The sequence below is a fragment of the Streptomyces sp. NPDC015032 genome (assembly GCF_043080425.1).
Lineage (GTDB): Bacteria > Actinomycetota > Actinomycetes > Streptomycetales > Streptomycetaceae > Streptomyces.
Genome location: NZ_JBIBVN010000009.1, coordinates 235,908 through 249,783 on the forward strand (window position 1 = coordinate 235,908; position 13,876 = coordinate 249,783).

The 13,876-nt window shown below is 69.6% G+C and carries 16 protein-coding genes and 3 pseudogenes; 13 read left to right on the top strand and 6 right to left on the bottom strand.

Going from position 1 to position 13,876, the window contains the following annotated elements:
* Window positions 1–182: 182 nt before the first annotated feature.
* The 3 genes from ACF08M_RS16420 to dhaK are packed head-to-tail and all read right to left on the bottom strand — an operon-like array spanning window position 183 to window position 2,212.
* The gene (locus tag ACF08M_RS16420) at window positions 183–593 is read right to left on the bottom strand and encodes a PTS-dependent dihydroxyacetone kinase phosphotransferase subunit DhaM (protein ID WP_392185935.1); all 411 of its coding nucleotides are present in this window, start codon (window positions 591–593) and stop codon (window positions 183–185) included.
* Window positions 590–1,204: a dihydroxyacetone kinase subunit DhaL gene (gene dhaL, locus ACF08M_RS16425; RefSeq protein ID WP_392185936.1), complete on the bottom strand. Its 615-nt coding sequence runs from the start codon at window positions 1,202–1,204 to the stop codon at window positions 590–592. The genes ACF08M_RS16420 and dhaL overlap by 4 nt, the downstream gene beginning before the upstream one ends.
* A 21-nt stretch (window positions 1,205–1,225) precedes the next feature.
* Window positions 1,226–2,212 carry a dihydroxyacetone kinase subunit DhaK gene (gene dhaK / locus ACF08M_RS16430; RefSeq protein WP_392185954.1) on the bottom strand — a complete coding sequence of 329 codons (987 nt, stop codon included), beginning with the start codon at window positions 2,210–2,212 and terminating at the stop codon, window positions 1,226–1,228.
* A gap of 285 nt (window positions 2,213–2,497) precedes the next feature.
* On the opposite strand from dhaK, the pseudogene ACF08M_RS16435 reads away from it, so the two are divergent.
* The 3 genes and pseudogenes from ACF08M_RS16435 to ACF08M_RS16445 all read left to right on the top strand — a co-directional run.
* Window positions 2,498–2,707, top strand: a pseudogene (locus ACF08M_RS16435) (zinc-binding dehydrogenase); the annotation flags it as partial.
* 19 nt (window positions 2,708–2,726) lie between these two features.
* A complete protein-coding gene (locus tag ACF08M_RS16440; RefSeq protein WP_392185956.1) occupies window positions 2,727–2,990 on the top strand; it encodes a hypothetical protein in 264 nt (87 codons plus the stop codon).
* A gap of 314 nt (window positions 2,991–3,304) precedes the next feature.
* Window positions 3,305–3,574: pseudogene (locus ACF08M_RS16445) on the top strand (ISAzo13 family transposase); the annotation flags it as partial.
* A gap of 273 nt (window positions 3,575–3,847) precedes the next feature.
* On the opposite strand, the gene ACF08M_RS16450 reads toward ACF08M_RS16445, so the two are convergent.
* Complete coding sequence (locus ACF08M_RS16450; RefSeq protein ID WP_392185937.1) at window positions 3,848–4,156, bottom strand: hypothetical protein; 309 nt, start codon at window positions 4,154–4,156, stop codon at window positions 3,848–3,850.
* 581 nt (window positions 4,157–4,737) lie between these two features.
* Between ACF08M_RS16450 and ACF08M_RS16455 the strand changes: the two genes are divergently transcribed.
* The 5 genes from ACF08M_RS16455 (at window position 4,738) to ACF08M_RS16475 (ending at window position 9,305) form a co-directional block, all read left to right on the top strand.
* Window positions 4,738–6,561 carry an ATP-binding protein gene (locus ACF08M_RS16455; protein WP_392185938.1) on the top strand — a complete coding sequence of 608 codons (1,824 nt, stop codon included), beginning with the start codon at window positions 4,738–4,740 and terminating at the stop codon, window positions 6,559–6,561.
* 120 nt (window positions 6,562–6,681) lie between these two features.
* A complete protein-coding gene (locus tag ACF08M_RS16460; RefSeq protein ID WP_392185939.1) occupies window positions 6,682–7,101 on the top strand; it encodes a roadblock/LC7 domain-containing protein in 420 nt (139 codons plus the stop codon).
* Window positions 7,098–7,454, top strand: a complete 357-nt coding sequence (locus tag ACF08M_RS16465; protein ID WP_351788546.1) for a DUF742 domain-containing protein — start codon at window positions 7,098–7,100, stop codon at window positions 7,452–7,454. Before ACF08M_RS16460 ends, ACF08M_RS16465 begins: the two co-directional genes overlap by 4 nt.
* Complete coding sequence (locus tag ACF08M_RS16470; RefSeq protein ID WP_392185940.1) at window positions 7,435–8,052, top strand: ATP/GTP-binding protein; 618 nt, start codon at window positions 7,435–7,437, stop codon at window positions 8,050–8,052. The genes ACF08M_RS16465 and ACF08M_RS16470 overlap by 20 nt, the downstream gene beginning before the upstream one ends.
* Window positions 8,049–9,305 (top strand): cytochrome P450, encoded by a 1,257-nt coding sequence (locus ACF08M_RS16475; protein WP_392185941.1) that lies wholly within the window; start codon window positions 8,049–8,051, stop codon window positions 9,303–9,305. The genes ACF08M_RS16470 and ACF08M_RS16475 overlap by 4 nt, the downstream gene beginning before the upstream one ends.
* Window positions 9,306–9,414: 109 nt before the next feature.
* Here ACF08M_RS16475 and ACF08M_RS16480 read toward each other — a convergent pair whose 3' ends face one another.
* A complete protein-coding gene (locus ACF08M_RS16480; RefSeq protein WP_392185942.1) occupies window positions 9,415–10,644 on the bottom strand; it encodes a cytochrome P450 in 1,230 nt (409 codons plus the stop codon).
* Window positions 10,645–11,105: 461 nt separating this feature from the next.
* Between ACF08M_RS16480 and ACF08M_RS16485 the strand changes: the two genes are divergently transcribed.
* Window positions 11,106–11,354 carry a hypothetical protein gene (locus ACF08M_RS16485; protein ID WP_392185943.1) on the top strand — a complete coding sequence of 83 codons (249 nt, stop codon included), beginning with the start codon at window positions 11,106–11,108 and terminating at the stop codon, window positions 11,352–11,354.
* 178 nt (window positions 11,355–11,532) lie between these two features.
* Here ACF08M_RS16485 and ACF08M_RS16490 read toward each other — a convergent pair whose 3' ends face one another.
* Window positions 11,533–11,895, bottom strand: a complete 363-nt coding sequence (locus ACF08M_RS16490) for a DUF6973 domain-containing protein (protein WP_392185955.1) — start codon at window positions 11,893–11,895, stop codon at window positions 11,533–11,535.
* A gap of 211 nt (window positions 11,896–12,106) precedes the next feature.
* Between ACF08M_RS16490 and ACF08M_RS16495 the strand changes: the two are divergent.
* From ACF08M_RS16495 to ACF08M_RS16510, 4 genes and pseudogenes are all read left to right on the top strand, one after another.
* Window positions 12,107–12,344: pseudogene (locus ACF08M_RS16495) on the top strand (GNAT family N-acetyltransferase); the annotation flags it as partial.
* Between the two features lie 82 nt (window positions 12,345–12,426).
* Complete coding sequence (locus tag ACF08M_RS16500) at window positions 12,427–12,762, top strand: ArsR/SmtB family transcription factor (RefSeq protein ID WP_392185944.1); 336 nt, start codon at window positions 12,427–12,429, stop codon at window positions 12,760–12,762.
* Window positions 12,762–13,472 carry a cation transporter gene (locus ACF08M_RS16505; protein ID WP_392185945.1) on the top strand — a complete coding sequence of 237 codons (711 nt, stop codon included), beginning with the start codon at window positions 12,762–12,764 and terminating at the stop codon, window positions 13,470–13,472. Before ACF08M_RS16500 ends, ACF08M_RS16505 begins: the two co-directional genes overlap by 1 nt.
* Entirely contained in the window at window positions 13,454–13,795 is a 342-nt protein-coding gene (locus ACF08M_RS16510) for a hypothetical protein (RefSeq protein ID WP_392185946.1), read from the top strand. Before ACF08M_RS16505 ends, ACF08M_RS16510 begins: the two co-directional genes overlap by 19 nt.
* The last annotated feature ends 81 nt before the right edge of the window (window positions 13,796–13,876 follow it).

The window sequence follows — 13,876 nt, forward strand, 5'->3', positions numbered from 1 at the left end:
CCCCGCACCCACCGGAGATACCTGATCGGACGCATCGACATCGACACCCACCTCAAACGACAACGTCGGTCTTCAAGACCACAACCGGGTCTTGAAGACCGACGTCACGCCGGGTCCCGAACGCGCCAACGGCATCCCCACCGGATGCGGGGCCGCCTCATGGCAGCGCGAACTCCACCTGCCTACACCTTGCGGTACTCGTACGCCTCCGACGCCGCGGCCTCCACCGCCGCGATGTCGCCACCCGCCGACGCGGCGACCACGGCGGCCACCGCACCCTCCAGGAACGGCGCGTCCACCAGCCGTGAGCCGTCCGGCAGTTCGTCGCCCTCGGCCAGCATCGTCCTGACCGTGAGCACGGCGCTGCCCAGATCGACCAGTAATGCCACCCCGGCACCGCCGTCCACCGACCTGGCGGCTTCGGCGATCAGCTCCGCACTGGTTCCGAGCCCACCCGCCGGCGTACCACCGGCCGCGGCGACCGGGGCCGTCGATCCACCGGCGGCGAGCCCCCTGGCCAGCTCGGCGATCGACTCGGCCACCGGGCCGCTGTGCGAGACCAGCACGATGCCGACCTGCTTCCCGTTGCTCATGCCTCACTCCCACGGGCACCGCCGGCCTCGGCGAGCGTGGCGATCAGCAGGGCGGAGGACGTCGCCCCCGGATCCTGGTGCCCGATGCTGCGCTCACCCAGATAGCTCGCCCTGCCCTTGCGGGCCTTCAGCGGTACGGTCGCCAGCGCTCCCGCCTCCGCTGCTTCCCGGGCCGCCCCGAACGACGTCCCGAGCGCCTCGGCGGCCGGCAGCAGCGCATCGAGCATCGTCTTGTCCCCGGCCTGCGCCCCGCCCAGCTGGGCCACGGCCGCGACGCCCTCCCCGAGCGCCTCCGCCAATTGCTGCGACGTCACGGCGGGTGCGTCGCCGAGAGCCTTTCCCGTGCGCCGCAGCAGCGTCCCGTACAACGGCCCCGAGGCTCCGCCGACCTTCGAGATCAACTGCCGTCCGGCGAGCATCAGCACGGCACCCGGAGTCTGCGGCAGCTCCTTGTCCAGGACCTCGGTCACCGCGGCGAACCCGCGCTGCATGTTGCTGCCGTGATCGGCGTCCCCGATCGCCGAGTCGAGCTCGGTGAGGTGGTCCGCCTCGCGATCCACGGCAGCCGCGGCGGCGGTCATCCAACGGTGGAAGAATTCTGCGTCGAGCACATGATCTCCTTGTCGGGCGGGTCAACGGCCCCAGCGCAGCGCCGGCGTCTCCACCGGCGCGTCCCAGAGGCGCAGCAGCTCCTCGTCCACTTGGCAGAGCGTCACCGAACAGCCCGCCATGTCGAGCGAGGTCACATAGTTCCCCACGAGCGTACGAGCCGTCACCACCCCCCGCTCGGACAGCACTCGCTGCACCTCGGCATTGAACCCGTACAGCTCCAGCAGCGGGGTCGCGCCCATCCCGTTCACCAGCACGATCACGGGTCCGCTCGGCCGGAGGTCCTCCAGCACCGCGTCCACCGCGAAGTCCGCGATCTCCCCCGACGTCATCATCGGGCGCCGCTCCCGACCGGGTTCGCCGTGGATCCCGATGCCCAGCTCCAGTTCGCCCGACGGCAGATCGAAGGTGGGGGACCCCTTGGCGGGTGTGGTGACGGCGCTGAGCGCCACCCCGAAACTCCGCGACGTCTCGTTCACCCGCCGGGCGACGGCTGCCACCCGCTCCAGCGGTGCACCCTCGTCGGCGGCCGCACCGGCGATCTTCTCGACGAACAGGGTCGCGCCCGTACCCCGCCGCCCCGCTGTGAACAGACTGTCGGTCACTGCCACGTCGTCATTGACGAGCACCTGGGTGACCTGAATGCCCTCGTCCTCGGCGAGCTCGGCGGCCATCTCGAAGTTCAGCACGTCACCGGTGTAGTTCTTGACGACGAACAGCACTCCCGCCCCACTGTCGACCGCCGCGGCGGCACGCACCATCTGATCCGGTACGGGGGAGGTGAACACCTCTCCCGGACACGCCGCGGACAGCATCCCGGGGCCGACGAACCCGGCGTGCAACGGCTCGTGCCCGGATCCGCCCCCGGAGACCAGCGCCACCTTCCCGGCCACGGGTGCGTCACGCCGTACGACGACACGATTCTCGACATCCACGGTCAGCTCGGGATGGGCGGCGGCCATACCGCGCAGTGCGTCCGCGACAACGGTTTCGGGGACGTTGATCAGCATCCTCACGGGTACCTCCTAGGGAGCTTGGCAGGTGAGTCTTCGACCTGCGTTTTTGCTGGTCAGAGTAGGTATGGACAGTTCTCGATCTCGGCGGTTCATGGCGGTCGGAAGCGGGCTGTGGCGGTACTGATGCTGACTTAATGCTGACTTTTATGACAGTCTGTCAGGTCTGCTGGGTTGGTCGGGTGCGGGTCGGCTGAAGTTCTCCTGCCGGAAGTATCGACCTTGCGGGAGCAAAGATCACGTGGGCGGGCGCTCAGGAGCGCGGCCGGTGCGGTGGGCAGCATGGCCGGGCAGCTCGCCCGCCTGTGCGGCGCGTCCCGGGTGATCGGTTCGGCCGGTTCCGAACAGAAGGCCCGCTACCTGCGCGAGACGCTCGGCTTCGACCACGCCTTCGACTATCACGGAGGGATACGCCGGCACCTCGACGACCTGGACGTCTACTTCGACAACGTCGGCGGGTCACACCTGGAGGCGGCCATCGGCGCCCTGAAGCCGCACGGCCGGGGCGGTCATGGCCGGCGGCATGGAGGAGATCCGCTCCGGCCGACTGCGCAACATGCTCTCGCCGATCGGCAAGCGGCTGACCCTGCGCGGCTTCTACACCTTCGATCACCCGGACCTCTTCCCCCGCTTCGACGCCGAGTTCCCGCGCCTGGTGCGTTCGGGGGAAGTGATCACCGCGGAGACCGGGCTGGACGGCCTGGCGAACTGCGTCACGGCGGCGATCGACATGCTGGCCGGGGCCCACCTCGGCAAGGTGGTCCTGCGCATCTGACCGCGGCCGCGCACCCCCCGCGAGCATCCGTCCCAGGCGGGCGTCCATGCGGTGTCCCGGCGCGTGGACGGCCGTGTCGTCGACGCGGTGATGGAGGCGTCGACGGGGACCACCGGTATCGGCCCGCTGGAGGACGCGGCCGTCGTCGGGGACCTGCGCACCGCCGCGCGAACTGGAGAACTGGGTGCAGAGCCCCGGGCAGGCGTGTGCCGGCCGGCTCGCCCGCTACACGCAGCTGATCGGATACGCCGCCGTCGTGGGCTCCGCGTTCTCCGGGTGGGCCGCGGCCGGCCCGGTGGCCGCGGCGGGCTCCCGGCCGACGCCCCGGCCTCACCCTCGTCGACCGGCTCCTGGCCACCATCCTCTACAAGAGGTCCAAGCTCCCCCAGGTCGTCATCGCCCCGCTCTTCACCGTGACACCCGTGACCCGCAACCGGGCCATCAGCCGAACCCGCCGACTCCTCCACGACATCAAACACACCATCGAACCCGCCGAGACGCAGCTGGCCACCCTCGACGATCTCACCAACCTCGCCGCACACCTCGGCACCCCCAAACCGGAGATCAAGACGGCGAGTTATTGATCTGCAAGCCCTGACTTCCCGGCATGGGGTCAAGGCCCCTATCTTGCGTCGGACGCGTTTTGCGGCGCCAAAGACCGTACCGGATCGCTGACCCGGAGCCCTGTGATGCGCACCTCTACCGTTCAGGCATGCGCACCATGTGCTGGATGCGGCGTTTGCTGGTGTCCGGGCTGACGGCAGTCCTCGCGGATGGGGGCGGAACGAGTCCGGCCCTCGCGAGGCCTTCATTCCCCGACGCCACCACAAGCCGGGCGAATCTTCCCGGTCGGGGGGCTACTTCTCACGCAGAGTCTCGACTTCGGCGGCCAGCACAGCCATGTCGCGGACGTGCGTGTAGTACCTGGTCGCGTACTCGTCGTCGATCGCCGGGAGAACCTTCTCGAACACCGCCGTCAGCCGGGTCAAGCCTTCACCGCGTTGTTCGTCGAGCGGGCCTTTGAGAACGCCCAGGGCGTAGGCGTCCGCATCAAGCGTCACCATGTCCTGGTCCTCGAAGTCCAGGCCGCGGAAGCTTGGAGGGAACGGTATGACCGTGTGCTCCGCCATCGCCTGCGAGAGTGCTTCGAGCGTCTCTTCGAACATGCACAAGATCCTGCCGGATCTCACCCGGCGAACCGGTGCGGTCGCGGCACCAGATGGATGGCCGTCGCCCTGGGCTCCGCGGGAAACCTGGCGTACAGCCCGACTCGATTGCCGCTGACCTTGCCCGGGGCGCGCCGTCCCTCCGCTGACGGGGTTCACCTCAGCCACTTCCGCCCTCGCCGGGTATCCCAACAGCCCTGAAAGGTAGGTTGGTTCGACCTCAGCCTGCGTGTGGTTGGCTGGAAAGTGGATGTCGGTGTTCGGAGTTGACGTGTGGACGGCGTTCACTTCTACAATTTTGACACGTCATCAACGCAATTGCAGCCTGTCCCTGTGCGTCAGCCGGGCTGGGGGGGGAAGTCATCTCCTGTATCACGGCCGGGCGTTCAAGAGGCTGGTTCACGACGAACTCGAGTCACCGGCAGACTGTGCAGATAGTCAGATCTTCCCGCGCGGCAGCTAGCATGAGCGAGTACCCGGTCGGAAGATCGTCGTCCTCTTGGCGACCCCCTTTCCGATCTGCGGCCGCCATGCGTCGGCTGCCCCGTTTCTTCTGATCTCATGGACCGAGGGACCGCAGAATGTCAGTGCCTGCACCGCTCAGTCAGCACCGGCCGGCGAAGGCGCCGCGCACCTCACCGGCCACGCCCCTGGTCGTGCTGGTGGTGAGTGCCGCGGCCGGCGGCATGGCCGTTGCCCTGGCGCCGTCCGGCGCCCGCACCTGGGCGCTGACCGTGTCGGCGGTCGCCTGGGTGTGCGTGGCCGCGGCCGCCCTCGTCAGCCACCGGCTCGTCCAGAGGGCCCGGCGCACCGCCGCCGCGCAGACCTCCGAGACTGGCCGTCTCAAGGCGCAGTCGGCGCAGCTGTCGGGGGAGACCGCGCACCTGGTCAACGTGACGCTGCCCGCCGTGGCCCAGCAACTGCGGGACGGCACAAGCGCAGCCGACGCGCTGGGCAGCGTGCCCCCGCCGTCCGACCCGCAGCTGGGCCGGATCGTGCACATGTTCGCCGCCGCCGTCGAGGAAGGCGTGCGGCACGCGGCCGCCCTGGACGGCGAGCGCTGGCAGGCCCAGAACGAGCTGAACGAGGCGGCCACCGCGCTGGAGCGGCTGGCGCAGGAGACCCTGCCCGCCGCGCTCGCCCGGCTGCGCGAGGGCCAGTCCGCCGACACGGTGCTCGCCGAACTCGACGTGCCACGGCTGCCCATGGTCCGCACCCCGACCGAGTCGTTCGTCCGCGAACTCGCCCACAGCGAGCGGCGCGCCGCCACGGCCCAGGCCGCCTCCGCCAGGGCGCTCAGCCGCGTCCAGGCCAAGTCCGTCAGCATGCTCGCCGACCTGCGGGACATGCAGGAACGACACGGCGAGGAGGTCTTCGGCGACCTGCTGAAGCTGGACCACAGCACCTCCCAGCTCGGCCTGATGACCGACCGGCTCGCGCTGCTCATGGGCGGCCGGTCCAGCCGTGCCTGGAACAAGCCGATCGTGATGGAGAGCATCCTGCGCGGCGCCGTCGGCCGAATCGCCGCCTACCAGCGGGTGCGCCTGCACTGCTCCACCACCGCCGCGATCTCCGGCTTCGCCGCCGAGGGCGTCATGCATCTGCTCGCCGAGCTGATGGACAACGCCGCGAACTTCTCCCCGCCCATCGACGAGGTGCACGTCTACGTCGAGGACCGCAGTGCCGGCATGGTCGTCACCATCGAGGACAGTGGTCTGAAGATGGCCGACGCGGCCATGCGCCGTGCCGAGGAGGCGGTGTCCGGTCACATGACCGACCTCGCCTCGCTCCAGGGCACCCGGCTCGGCCTCGCCGTGGTCGGACGGCTCGCGGTGAAGTACGGCATCAGCGTCAACTACCGCCCCTCGTCGCGCGGCGGCACCGGCGTCGTCGTCCTGCTGCCCCAGCAACTGCTCGCTCAGCAGCGCGAGTCGGTGTCGCGCGGGGAGGCCGGCCGCCCCGCCGCGGGGACCGCGCCCACGCCGGGCCCCGCCGCCTCGCCCGACCCGGCCCCGGCGCCCAAGCCGGGCCCCGTCCCCGCCGCCTCGCCCGACCCGGCCCCGGCGCCCAAGCCCACCTCGCGCCCCGGCGCCCCGGAGCTGACCGAACAGGGACAGCCCCGGTCCGCCACCGGCTCCACGCCGAACGGCCTGCCCGTCCGCGCCCCCGGCCGCACCATGGCCGAGGCGGACCGGGAGCGCGAGCTGCGCCGGTCGGCGTCCGAGACGGCGTCCGAGGTGGCATCCGGGGCCGCGTCCGAGACGGCGGACGGAGTCCGCCCGGAGCGGCGCCCGGCACGCGACGCGGGCGCACAATTCGGCGCCTTCCACCGCGGGCGCCAGGCCGCGGGCGGCACCGCCGGGCCGGATGCCCGGCCCGAGTCCGCACCGCCGGCCGCCCCATAGCCGCCGACCCCTTTCCCGTACGGCGCCCGGGGCATCGGCGCCCACTTCCCGCTCGAGTTCCTGAGATTGGAGGAACGGGCCGGTGACCGGTCAACCGGCACCACCGTCCCATCACCCATCATGCAGACCACCGACAACAGCCTCACCTGGCTCCTCCAGAGCCTCCTGGAGCGCACCCCCGGCACCCGGCACGCTCTGGCCCTGTCCCGGGACGGCCTGAAGCTCTGCTGGACCGAACACCTGACGGTCGACCAGGGTGACCAGCTGGCGGCGATCTGCTCCGGCATGCAGGCGCTGGCCCACGGCGCGTCCGTGGAGTTCGGCGACGGCACCGGCGGCGTCCGGCAGTCCATGACCGGGTTCCACGGCGGCCTGCTGTTCATCGTGGAGGCCGGCGAGGGAGCGCATCTGGCCGTCCTCGCCGAGGAGGACGCCGACCCCGGCGTGGTGGGCCATCAGATGACGGATCTGGTGGAGCAGATCGGCGAGCACCTGCGCGCCGAACCCCGAGAGCCCGTTCCGGGGAGTGCCGCGTCGTGATACGCAAGCCAGTGGACACCGGTGACCCCGACCGGCTCTACACGGTCACAGCCGGCCGGAGCCGCGCCGACGACTCCTTCGACCTGGTCACCCTGATCGTCAGTGAGTGCCGGCCCACGGCGGGAATGCAGTCGGAGCACGCCCGGATCCTGGAGCTGTGCCAACACCCCACGGCTGTCGTCGAGATTGCCGCGGAGCTGAAACTGCCCATCACGGTGGTGCGGATCCTGCTCGGCGACCTGCTCGACATGGGCCGCATCACCGCCCGCCACCCGCGCGCGGCGCAGTCCGTCGCCTCGCTCCCCGACTCCGCCCTTCTCAAGGAGGTGCTCCATGGGCTCCGCAACCTCTGAGCTGCCCTCCCACCGCACGCCACTGGCCGACGCGGCGGAGACCGGCCTGAAGATCGTCATCGTGGGCGGTTTCGGTGTCGGCAAGACGACCCTGGTCCGCTCGGTGAGCGAGATCCGGCCGCTGAACACCGAGGAGGTGATGACGCAGGCCGGCGTCGGCATCGACGAGACCAGCGCGGTCGCGACGAAGACGACCACGACGGTGGCGTTCGACTTCGGACGGATCAGCCTCAACGAACGCATGGTGCTGTACCTGTTCGGCGCGCCGGGCCAGGAGCGCTTCTGGTTCCTGTGGGACAGGCTCTTCTCCGGAACGCTGGGTGCCGTGGTGCTCGTGGACACGCGCCGAATGAACGACTCCTGGTACGCGATAGACCGGCTGGAGCACCACAAGACGCCGTTCGTGGTGGCCGTCAACCGGTTCGACGACGACACCCACCCGTACTCCCTGGAGGAGATCCGCCAGGCGCTCGCACTGCCCGAGCACGTGCCGATGCTCGACTGCGACGCGCGGGTCCGACAGTCCGGCAAGGACGTACTGGTCACTCTCGTGGACCACCTGTACGAACTGGCGACGGCCCAGGAGGCGACACCATGACCGACCCCTCTTCCGCGCATCCGGCTCCGCCGGGCTGCCCCGCCCACACCGACGCGGTGCGCCTGGCGGGGCTCGAGTACCAGCAGACGCCGTCGCAGCTGTACCGCGCGATGCGCCGCGAGCACGGCCCGGTCGCGCCGGTGCTGCTCGACGGGGACATCCCGGCCTGGCTGGTGCTCGGCTATGCCGAGGTTACGTACGTGACCAGCCACGACGAGCTGTTCGCGCGGGACTCCCGGCGCTGGAACCAGTGGGAGAACATCCCGGCGGACTGGCCGCTGCTGCCATACGTCGGTTACCAGCCGTCGGTTCTGTTCACCGAGGGCGACGAGCACCGGCGGCGGGCCGGAGTGATCACTCAGGCGCTGGAGGGCGTCGACCAGTTCGAGCTGGCGCGCAACTGCCAGCTGATCGCCGACCGGCTCATCGCCGACTTCGCGGGCAGCGGGCTGGCGGAGCTGATGACCGGATACGCGCACGCCCTGCCGATGCGGGCCGTGGTGCAGATGTGCGGGATGCCGACCTCGGGTGAGGACACCCAGCAACTCGTCGAGGACCTGCGGATCTCGCTGGACGCGGCGGAGGGCGACGACCCGGTGGCGGCGTACGGGCGCGTGGGCGAGCGACTGCGGCAGCTGGTGAAGGACAAGCGGGAAAACCCCGGCCCGGACGTCACCTCGCGCATGCTGCTGGATCCGGCGGGACTGACGGACGAGGAGATCGTCCAGGACCTGATCTCGGTGATCGCCGCGGCGCAGCAGCCGACCGCGAACTGGATCTGCAACACGCTGCGGCTGCTGCTGACGGACGAGCGGTTCGCGGTGAACGTGTCGGGCGGCCGGCTCAGTGTGGGCGAGGCGCTCAACGAGGCGCTGTGGCTGGACACGCCGACGCAGAACTTCATCGGGCGCTGGGCCGTTCGGGACACCCAGCTGGGCGGGCGGCAGATCCGGGCGGGCGACTGCCTGGTACTGGGGCTGGCCGCAGCCAATACCGATCCGCAGATCTGGCCCGATTCGCACGTGGGTGCGGAGAACGCCGCACACCTGTCGTTCAGCAACGGCGAACACCGCTGCCCCTATCCGGCACCCCTGCTGGCGGACGTGATGGCGCGGACAGCGGTCGAGACGCTGCTGGAGCGGCTGCCCGACCTGGTGCTGTCGGTGGAGCCGGAGACGCTGACCTGGCGCCCGTCGATCTGGATGCGGGGGCTGACAGCGCTGCCGGTGCAGTTCACACCGGTGGTCCAGTAGGGCGGCCGCTCGGTCGGGCGGCAGCCCGGCCCACCCGGTGATGCGGCAGCGCGGGCACATGGGCCCCTGCGCGGGGCCCATCACCTCGGCAGTGGTGCCGGTAAGACGGTCAGGCGGCCGTCACAGGCGTGAACCGCACCGGAAGACGCTGCGGTCCGCGGGTGAAAACGCCTTCCTCGACCGGGTCGAAGCCGTCGGCAAGGCGCATGTTGGGCATGGCATCCAGCAGCTGACTGACGCCGATCTCGACCTCCGCCTTGGCGAGCAGCGCACCGACGCAGAAGTGCCGGCCGAGCGCGAAGGCGAGGTGGTCGGCGGCGGCGGAGAAGGCGGTCGTGGTCGTCAGGTCGTCGCGGAAGATATCGAAGCGGTCGGGGTCGCGGTAGCGGCTCTCGTCGCGGTTGGCGCCGCCTATCAGGCAGGTGACGGTGACACCGGCCGGTATGGTGCCGCCGCCGAGCTCCACCTCGGTCGCGGACTGCCGCATGATCATGTGGACGGGCGGGCTGTACCGCAGGGTCTCGGCGAAGGCCCGCGGGATCAGGCCGCGGTCCGCGCGGACGGCGGCGAGCTGGTCAGGATGGAGCAGCAGGTTCGCGAAGATGCTGGCGATCGCCTTGTCGGTGGTCTCGCCGCCGGCGGCGAGGAGCAGGCTGCAGAACGCCTTGATGTCCTCGTCGCTCATCCGCACACCATCGACCTCGGCGGCGCACAGTGTGGACAGCAGGTCATCGCCCAGGTTCTCGCGGCGTTCCCGGATGATCGGCAGCATGTACTCGGCGAACTCGACGCGGGTCCGCTCGCCCGCCGCAGCCACCTCGGGGTCACCCGAGAGGTTGCCGAGAAAGGCGATGACGGACGTGTACCAACGGTGGAAGCGGGCGTGGTCCGCCTTGTCGAGGCCCAGCATGTCGGCGATCACGTTGACCGGGAAGCGGGTGGCGTAATCGTTGACCAGGTCGGCGGAGCCGGAGCTCCGGAAGGCGTCGATCAGCTCGCGCGAGTTGCGCTCGATGACGGGGAGAAACTTCTCCTGGAGGTCGACGCCGCGAAAAGCGGGGGCGACGAGGGCGCGGCGCACGGCGTGCTCACGGCCGCTGAGCTGGAGGATCGTCTTGCCGTGCACGGGCTCGATCTGCCAGTCGTAGTTGTCGGTGGTGAACTCGGCTTTCTTGTCCCTGAAAACGCGCTCGACATCCTCGTAGCGCGAGATGACGTAACTCTGCGTGGCCTCGTGCCAGATAAGGGGCGCGGTGTCGCGCATCAGACGGTACGCCGGGTAGGGGTCCGCGGCGAACTCGGGCGAGAGGATGTCGGGCACCTGCTGCGCGGTGGACATGGGGCTCCCTCAAAGTCAGTGACCGGCTTACGACACAAGGTAATTGATCAATAGTCAACCGAGACAGCCCCACCGCCTCCCCAGCTGCCCCACCAGAAACCGTTGGCTGAAAACCGCCACTTGAACTTGGCCAATGCGACCATACCCTCGTACCGGCCCATGCCTGCATGCCTGTTTGCCTGCACCTCGGGGCGGCAGCGTCCGCCGTGGACAGCGGGGCTCAATCGCCCGATACGCCCGGCTTTCGCGGCCCCTCAGCCCACCTCAGAGAAAAGAGCACCCATGGCGTGCGCCCTATCTGATCTCGATGCTGCTTCTAGTCTGCACGTGACTGGGGCGGCGCCTGCCCGCGGTTCGCTGATGGTGCCGGGTGACAGGAACTGCGCTTTGGTCCGGGGCAGCTCCAGGGCTGGCAGTCCGACCCGGGCGCAGACGTTGTCCAGCCCGGCCTGGAGGTGCTCGTGGCGGACGATGACATCGACCATGACTACGCCGCTGCTGTCGGTGTAGAGGGGCCAGTTGAGCGTGTCGAGGAATTCGCCGGACTCCGTGAACTCGTCGATCGTGATGCGGGGTTCGGCGCGGTGTCGATGGAAGTAGAGGGAGACGACCCGCTCGTACGGGCTGCCTCCAGGCGCACGGTCTGGTGCTGGTTCCAGGTGCAGGGGCCGAGCTGCTCGCGGATCTCGGAGGCAGGCATGTGGTTGTAGAACCGCACGCCCTCACCGGGACCGGGCAATACGGGTTCGGTGGTTGGTGCGGGTCCGTACGCCCTGGTCCGTGCGACTTGGGCCGGTATGCGATGCGGTCCCGTATGACACGGTTCTGCCCGGCGAGGGCGGGGCCGACGCCGGACGGGACCAGTGAACCGATCGGGGTCGACTGGAGTCAGGGATGCCGCAACGCGATGAGGCCGATCCCGTTCGGGTTGGTCAGATCGATGGTGTCTGGCTCCGGCACGAGCTGTGCCTCCTGCCCATACCGCAGGCAGGTGGATTGGATGGTTCCGGGCGACCCCTCGTTGCGGAGCCCCACCTGGACGTCGGTCTTGTTGTTGTACTCATCCATCAGGGCGCCATTGCGGTGCCACCCTGGCTTCGACTTGCCGTCGATCTCGTGGGCCGTGGCCATCCGCTCCGCGAATCCGCGGTTGGCGCCCTTGGCCATCAGACCGTTCCAGATGCAGTGCCGTGTGGCGTCGACCCGGTTGTTCTCGGTGTCCGTCGTGTCGGGGAAAGCCGCCTTCGCCAGGTCCTGGGCAGGCCCGTTGGCGTTGCGGCCCCGGAAACAGTCATGGGGTTCGAGCGCACACCTTGCGCTGTTCGGTTCCGCTGGACCACCACTTGTCGAAGGCGCCGCCCTTGGTCGCGATCACGGGAAACTCGATGGGGAACGCGGTCGAGTCGCCGAGTCCCAGCCGCAGCGTGTTGCCCTCGAAGCTCGCCTGGACCGGAACTGCCGCCCCGCGGCCCGAGGCCGCGGAAATCGCCTCGGCTCTGTTCAAGGCGCTGATCGAGTCCACCGAGCAGGTCGGGATCTGGACGATCCAGTCCGGAATCTTCCCCGAGAACGCCGCCAGCCTCGCCGTCCATGAACGCGTGGGCTTCCGCGTCATCGGTACCCGGGAGCGGATCGGCCGCCATCGCGGCGTCCGGCGCGACGTCGTCCTCGTCGAACGCCGCAGCCCCGCGATCGCGTAGGCCGGGAGCGCCCACTTCCCTCACCCCCCCACCAGATTGGTTCATAGTTTCCTGAATTCAGGATGAGATGTACTCTCGGGGGATGCTGACTGCTGCCTCCGAAATCGACGTGCTGGCACGCTTCGGACGAGCCCTTGCCGATCCGATCCGCTGCCGCCTCCTTCTCGCCCTGCGCGAAGCCCCTGCCTATCCCTCCGACCTCGCCGAAGCGTTGGGAATCTCCCGCACCCGGCTGTCGAACCATCTCGCGTGCCTGCGGGACTGCGGCCTGGTCGTCACTGTGCCCGACGGCCGCCGCACCCGCTACGAGCTGGCCGACGAACGCCTCGGCCACGCGCTGGACGACCTGCGCAACGCCGTGGTGGCTGTCGAAGCCGATCGCACGTGTGTCGATGCCGAGAACAAGGGGTGCTGCTGATGACCGCGATATCCCTCGGACCTTCCCCGGCCCGCCGTGATGCGCTCACCCGCCGGATACGGCTGCTGGTTGCCGCGACCATCACCTACAACGTGATTGAGGCCGTCATCGCCCTCACCGCCAGCACCCTGGCCTCCTCGACTGCGCTGGTCGGCTTCGGTCTGGACTCGGTGATCGAGGTTTCCTCCGCGGCTGCGGTCGCCTGGCAGTTCTCCGCCTCCGAGCACCGTGTGCGCGAGGCACGGGAGAAGACCACGCTGCGGATCATCGCGGTGTCATTCTTCGCGCTCGCCGCTTACGTCTCGGTCGACGCGCTCCGTGCCCTGACCGGCACAGGCGAGGCGGAACGGTCGATCCCCGGCATCGTGCTTGCCGCCCTGTCGCTTGCGATCATGCCGTTTCTGTCCGCCGCCCAGCGCAAGGCCGGACGCGAACTCGGCTCCGCCAGCGCGGTCGCGGACTCCAAGCAGACACTGCTCTGCACTTACCTGTCCGCAGTACTCCTTCTCGGCCTAGTCCTCAACGCGACCCTCGGCTGGTCCTGGGCCGACCCCATCGCAGCCCTGGTCATCGCAGCCGTCGCAGTGAAGGAGGGGCGCGAGGCGTGGCAGGGCAAGGGCTGCTGCGCGGCCCCCGCCATGGCAGTACCCACCGCGAGCAGCCAGGAGGATCCTTGCGGTTGCCGCCCAGGATGCGACTGCTGCAGCTGATCTGCAGCCTCGCGGGAACCGGCCGCGAGCCTGCTCAGAGCAGTCCGGCGATGTGGCGTGCTGCGTCCCGGGCCGGGCGGTGGGTGGTCGACGATGGGCTTGACTGGGACAACATCTCCTGGTGGGCACTGAGCCTCCTCCACGGAATCGACCTTCCCGTAGACGATAGCGGCGCCTACCTGCACGACGACGAACAGCTACGTGCATGGCTCGCCGAGCTGAGGAACCCCGGACGATGTGATGTGCCCATAGCTGCCGCCCCGGCGCCGGTCACTGCCAGGATGAAGGCCGAGGCCAAGGACTCGTCGCAGGCCCGGCGGTAGCCCGGACTACCGGGAGCCCGCCACAGGCTGCGGCTTGTAGAAGGACTCCTCCAGGTAGGCGGCCTCGTGCGGCTGGTAGGG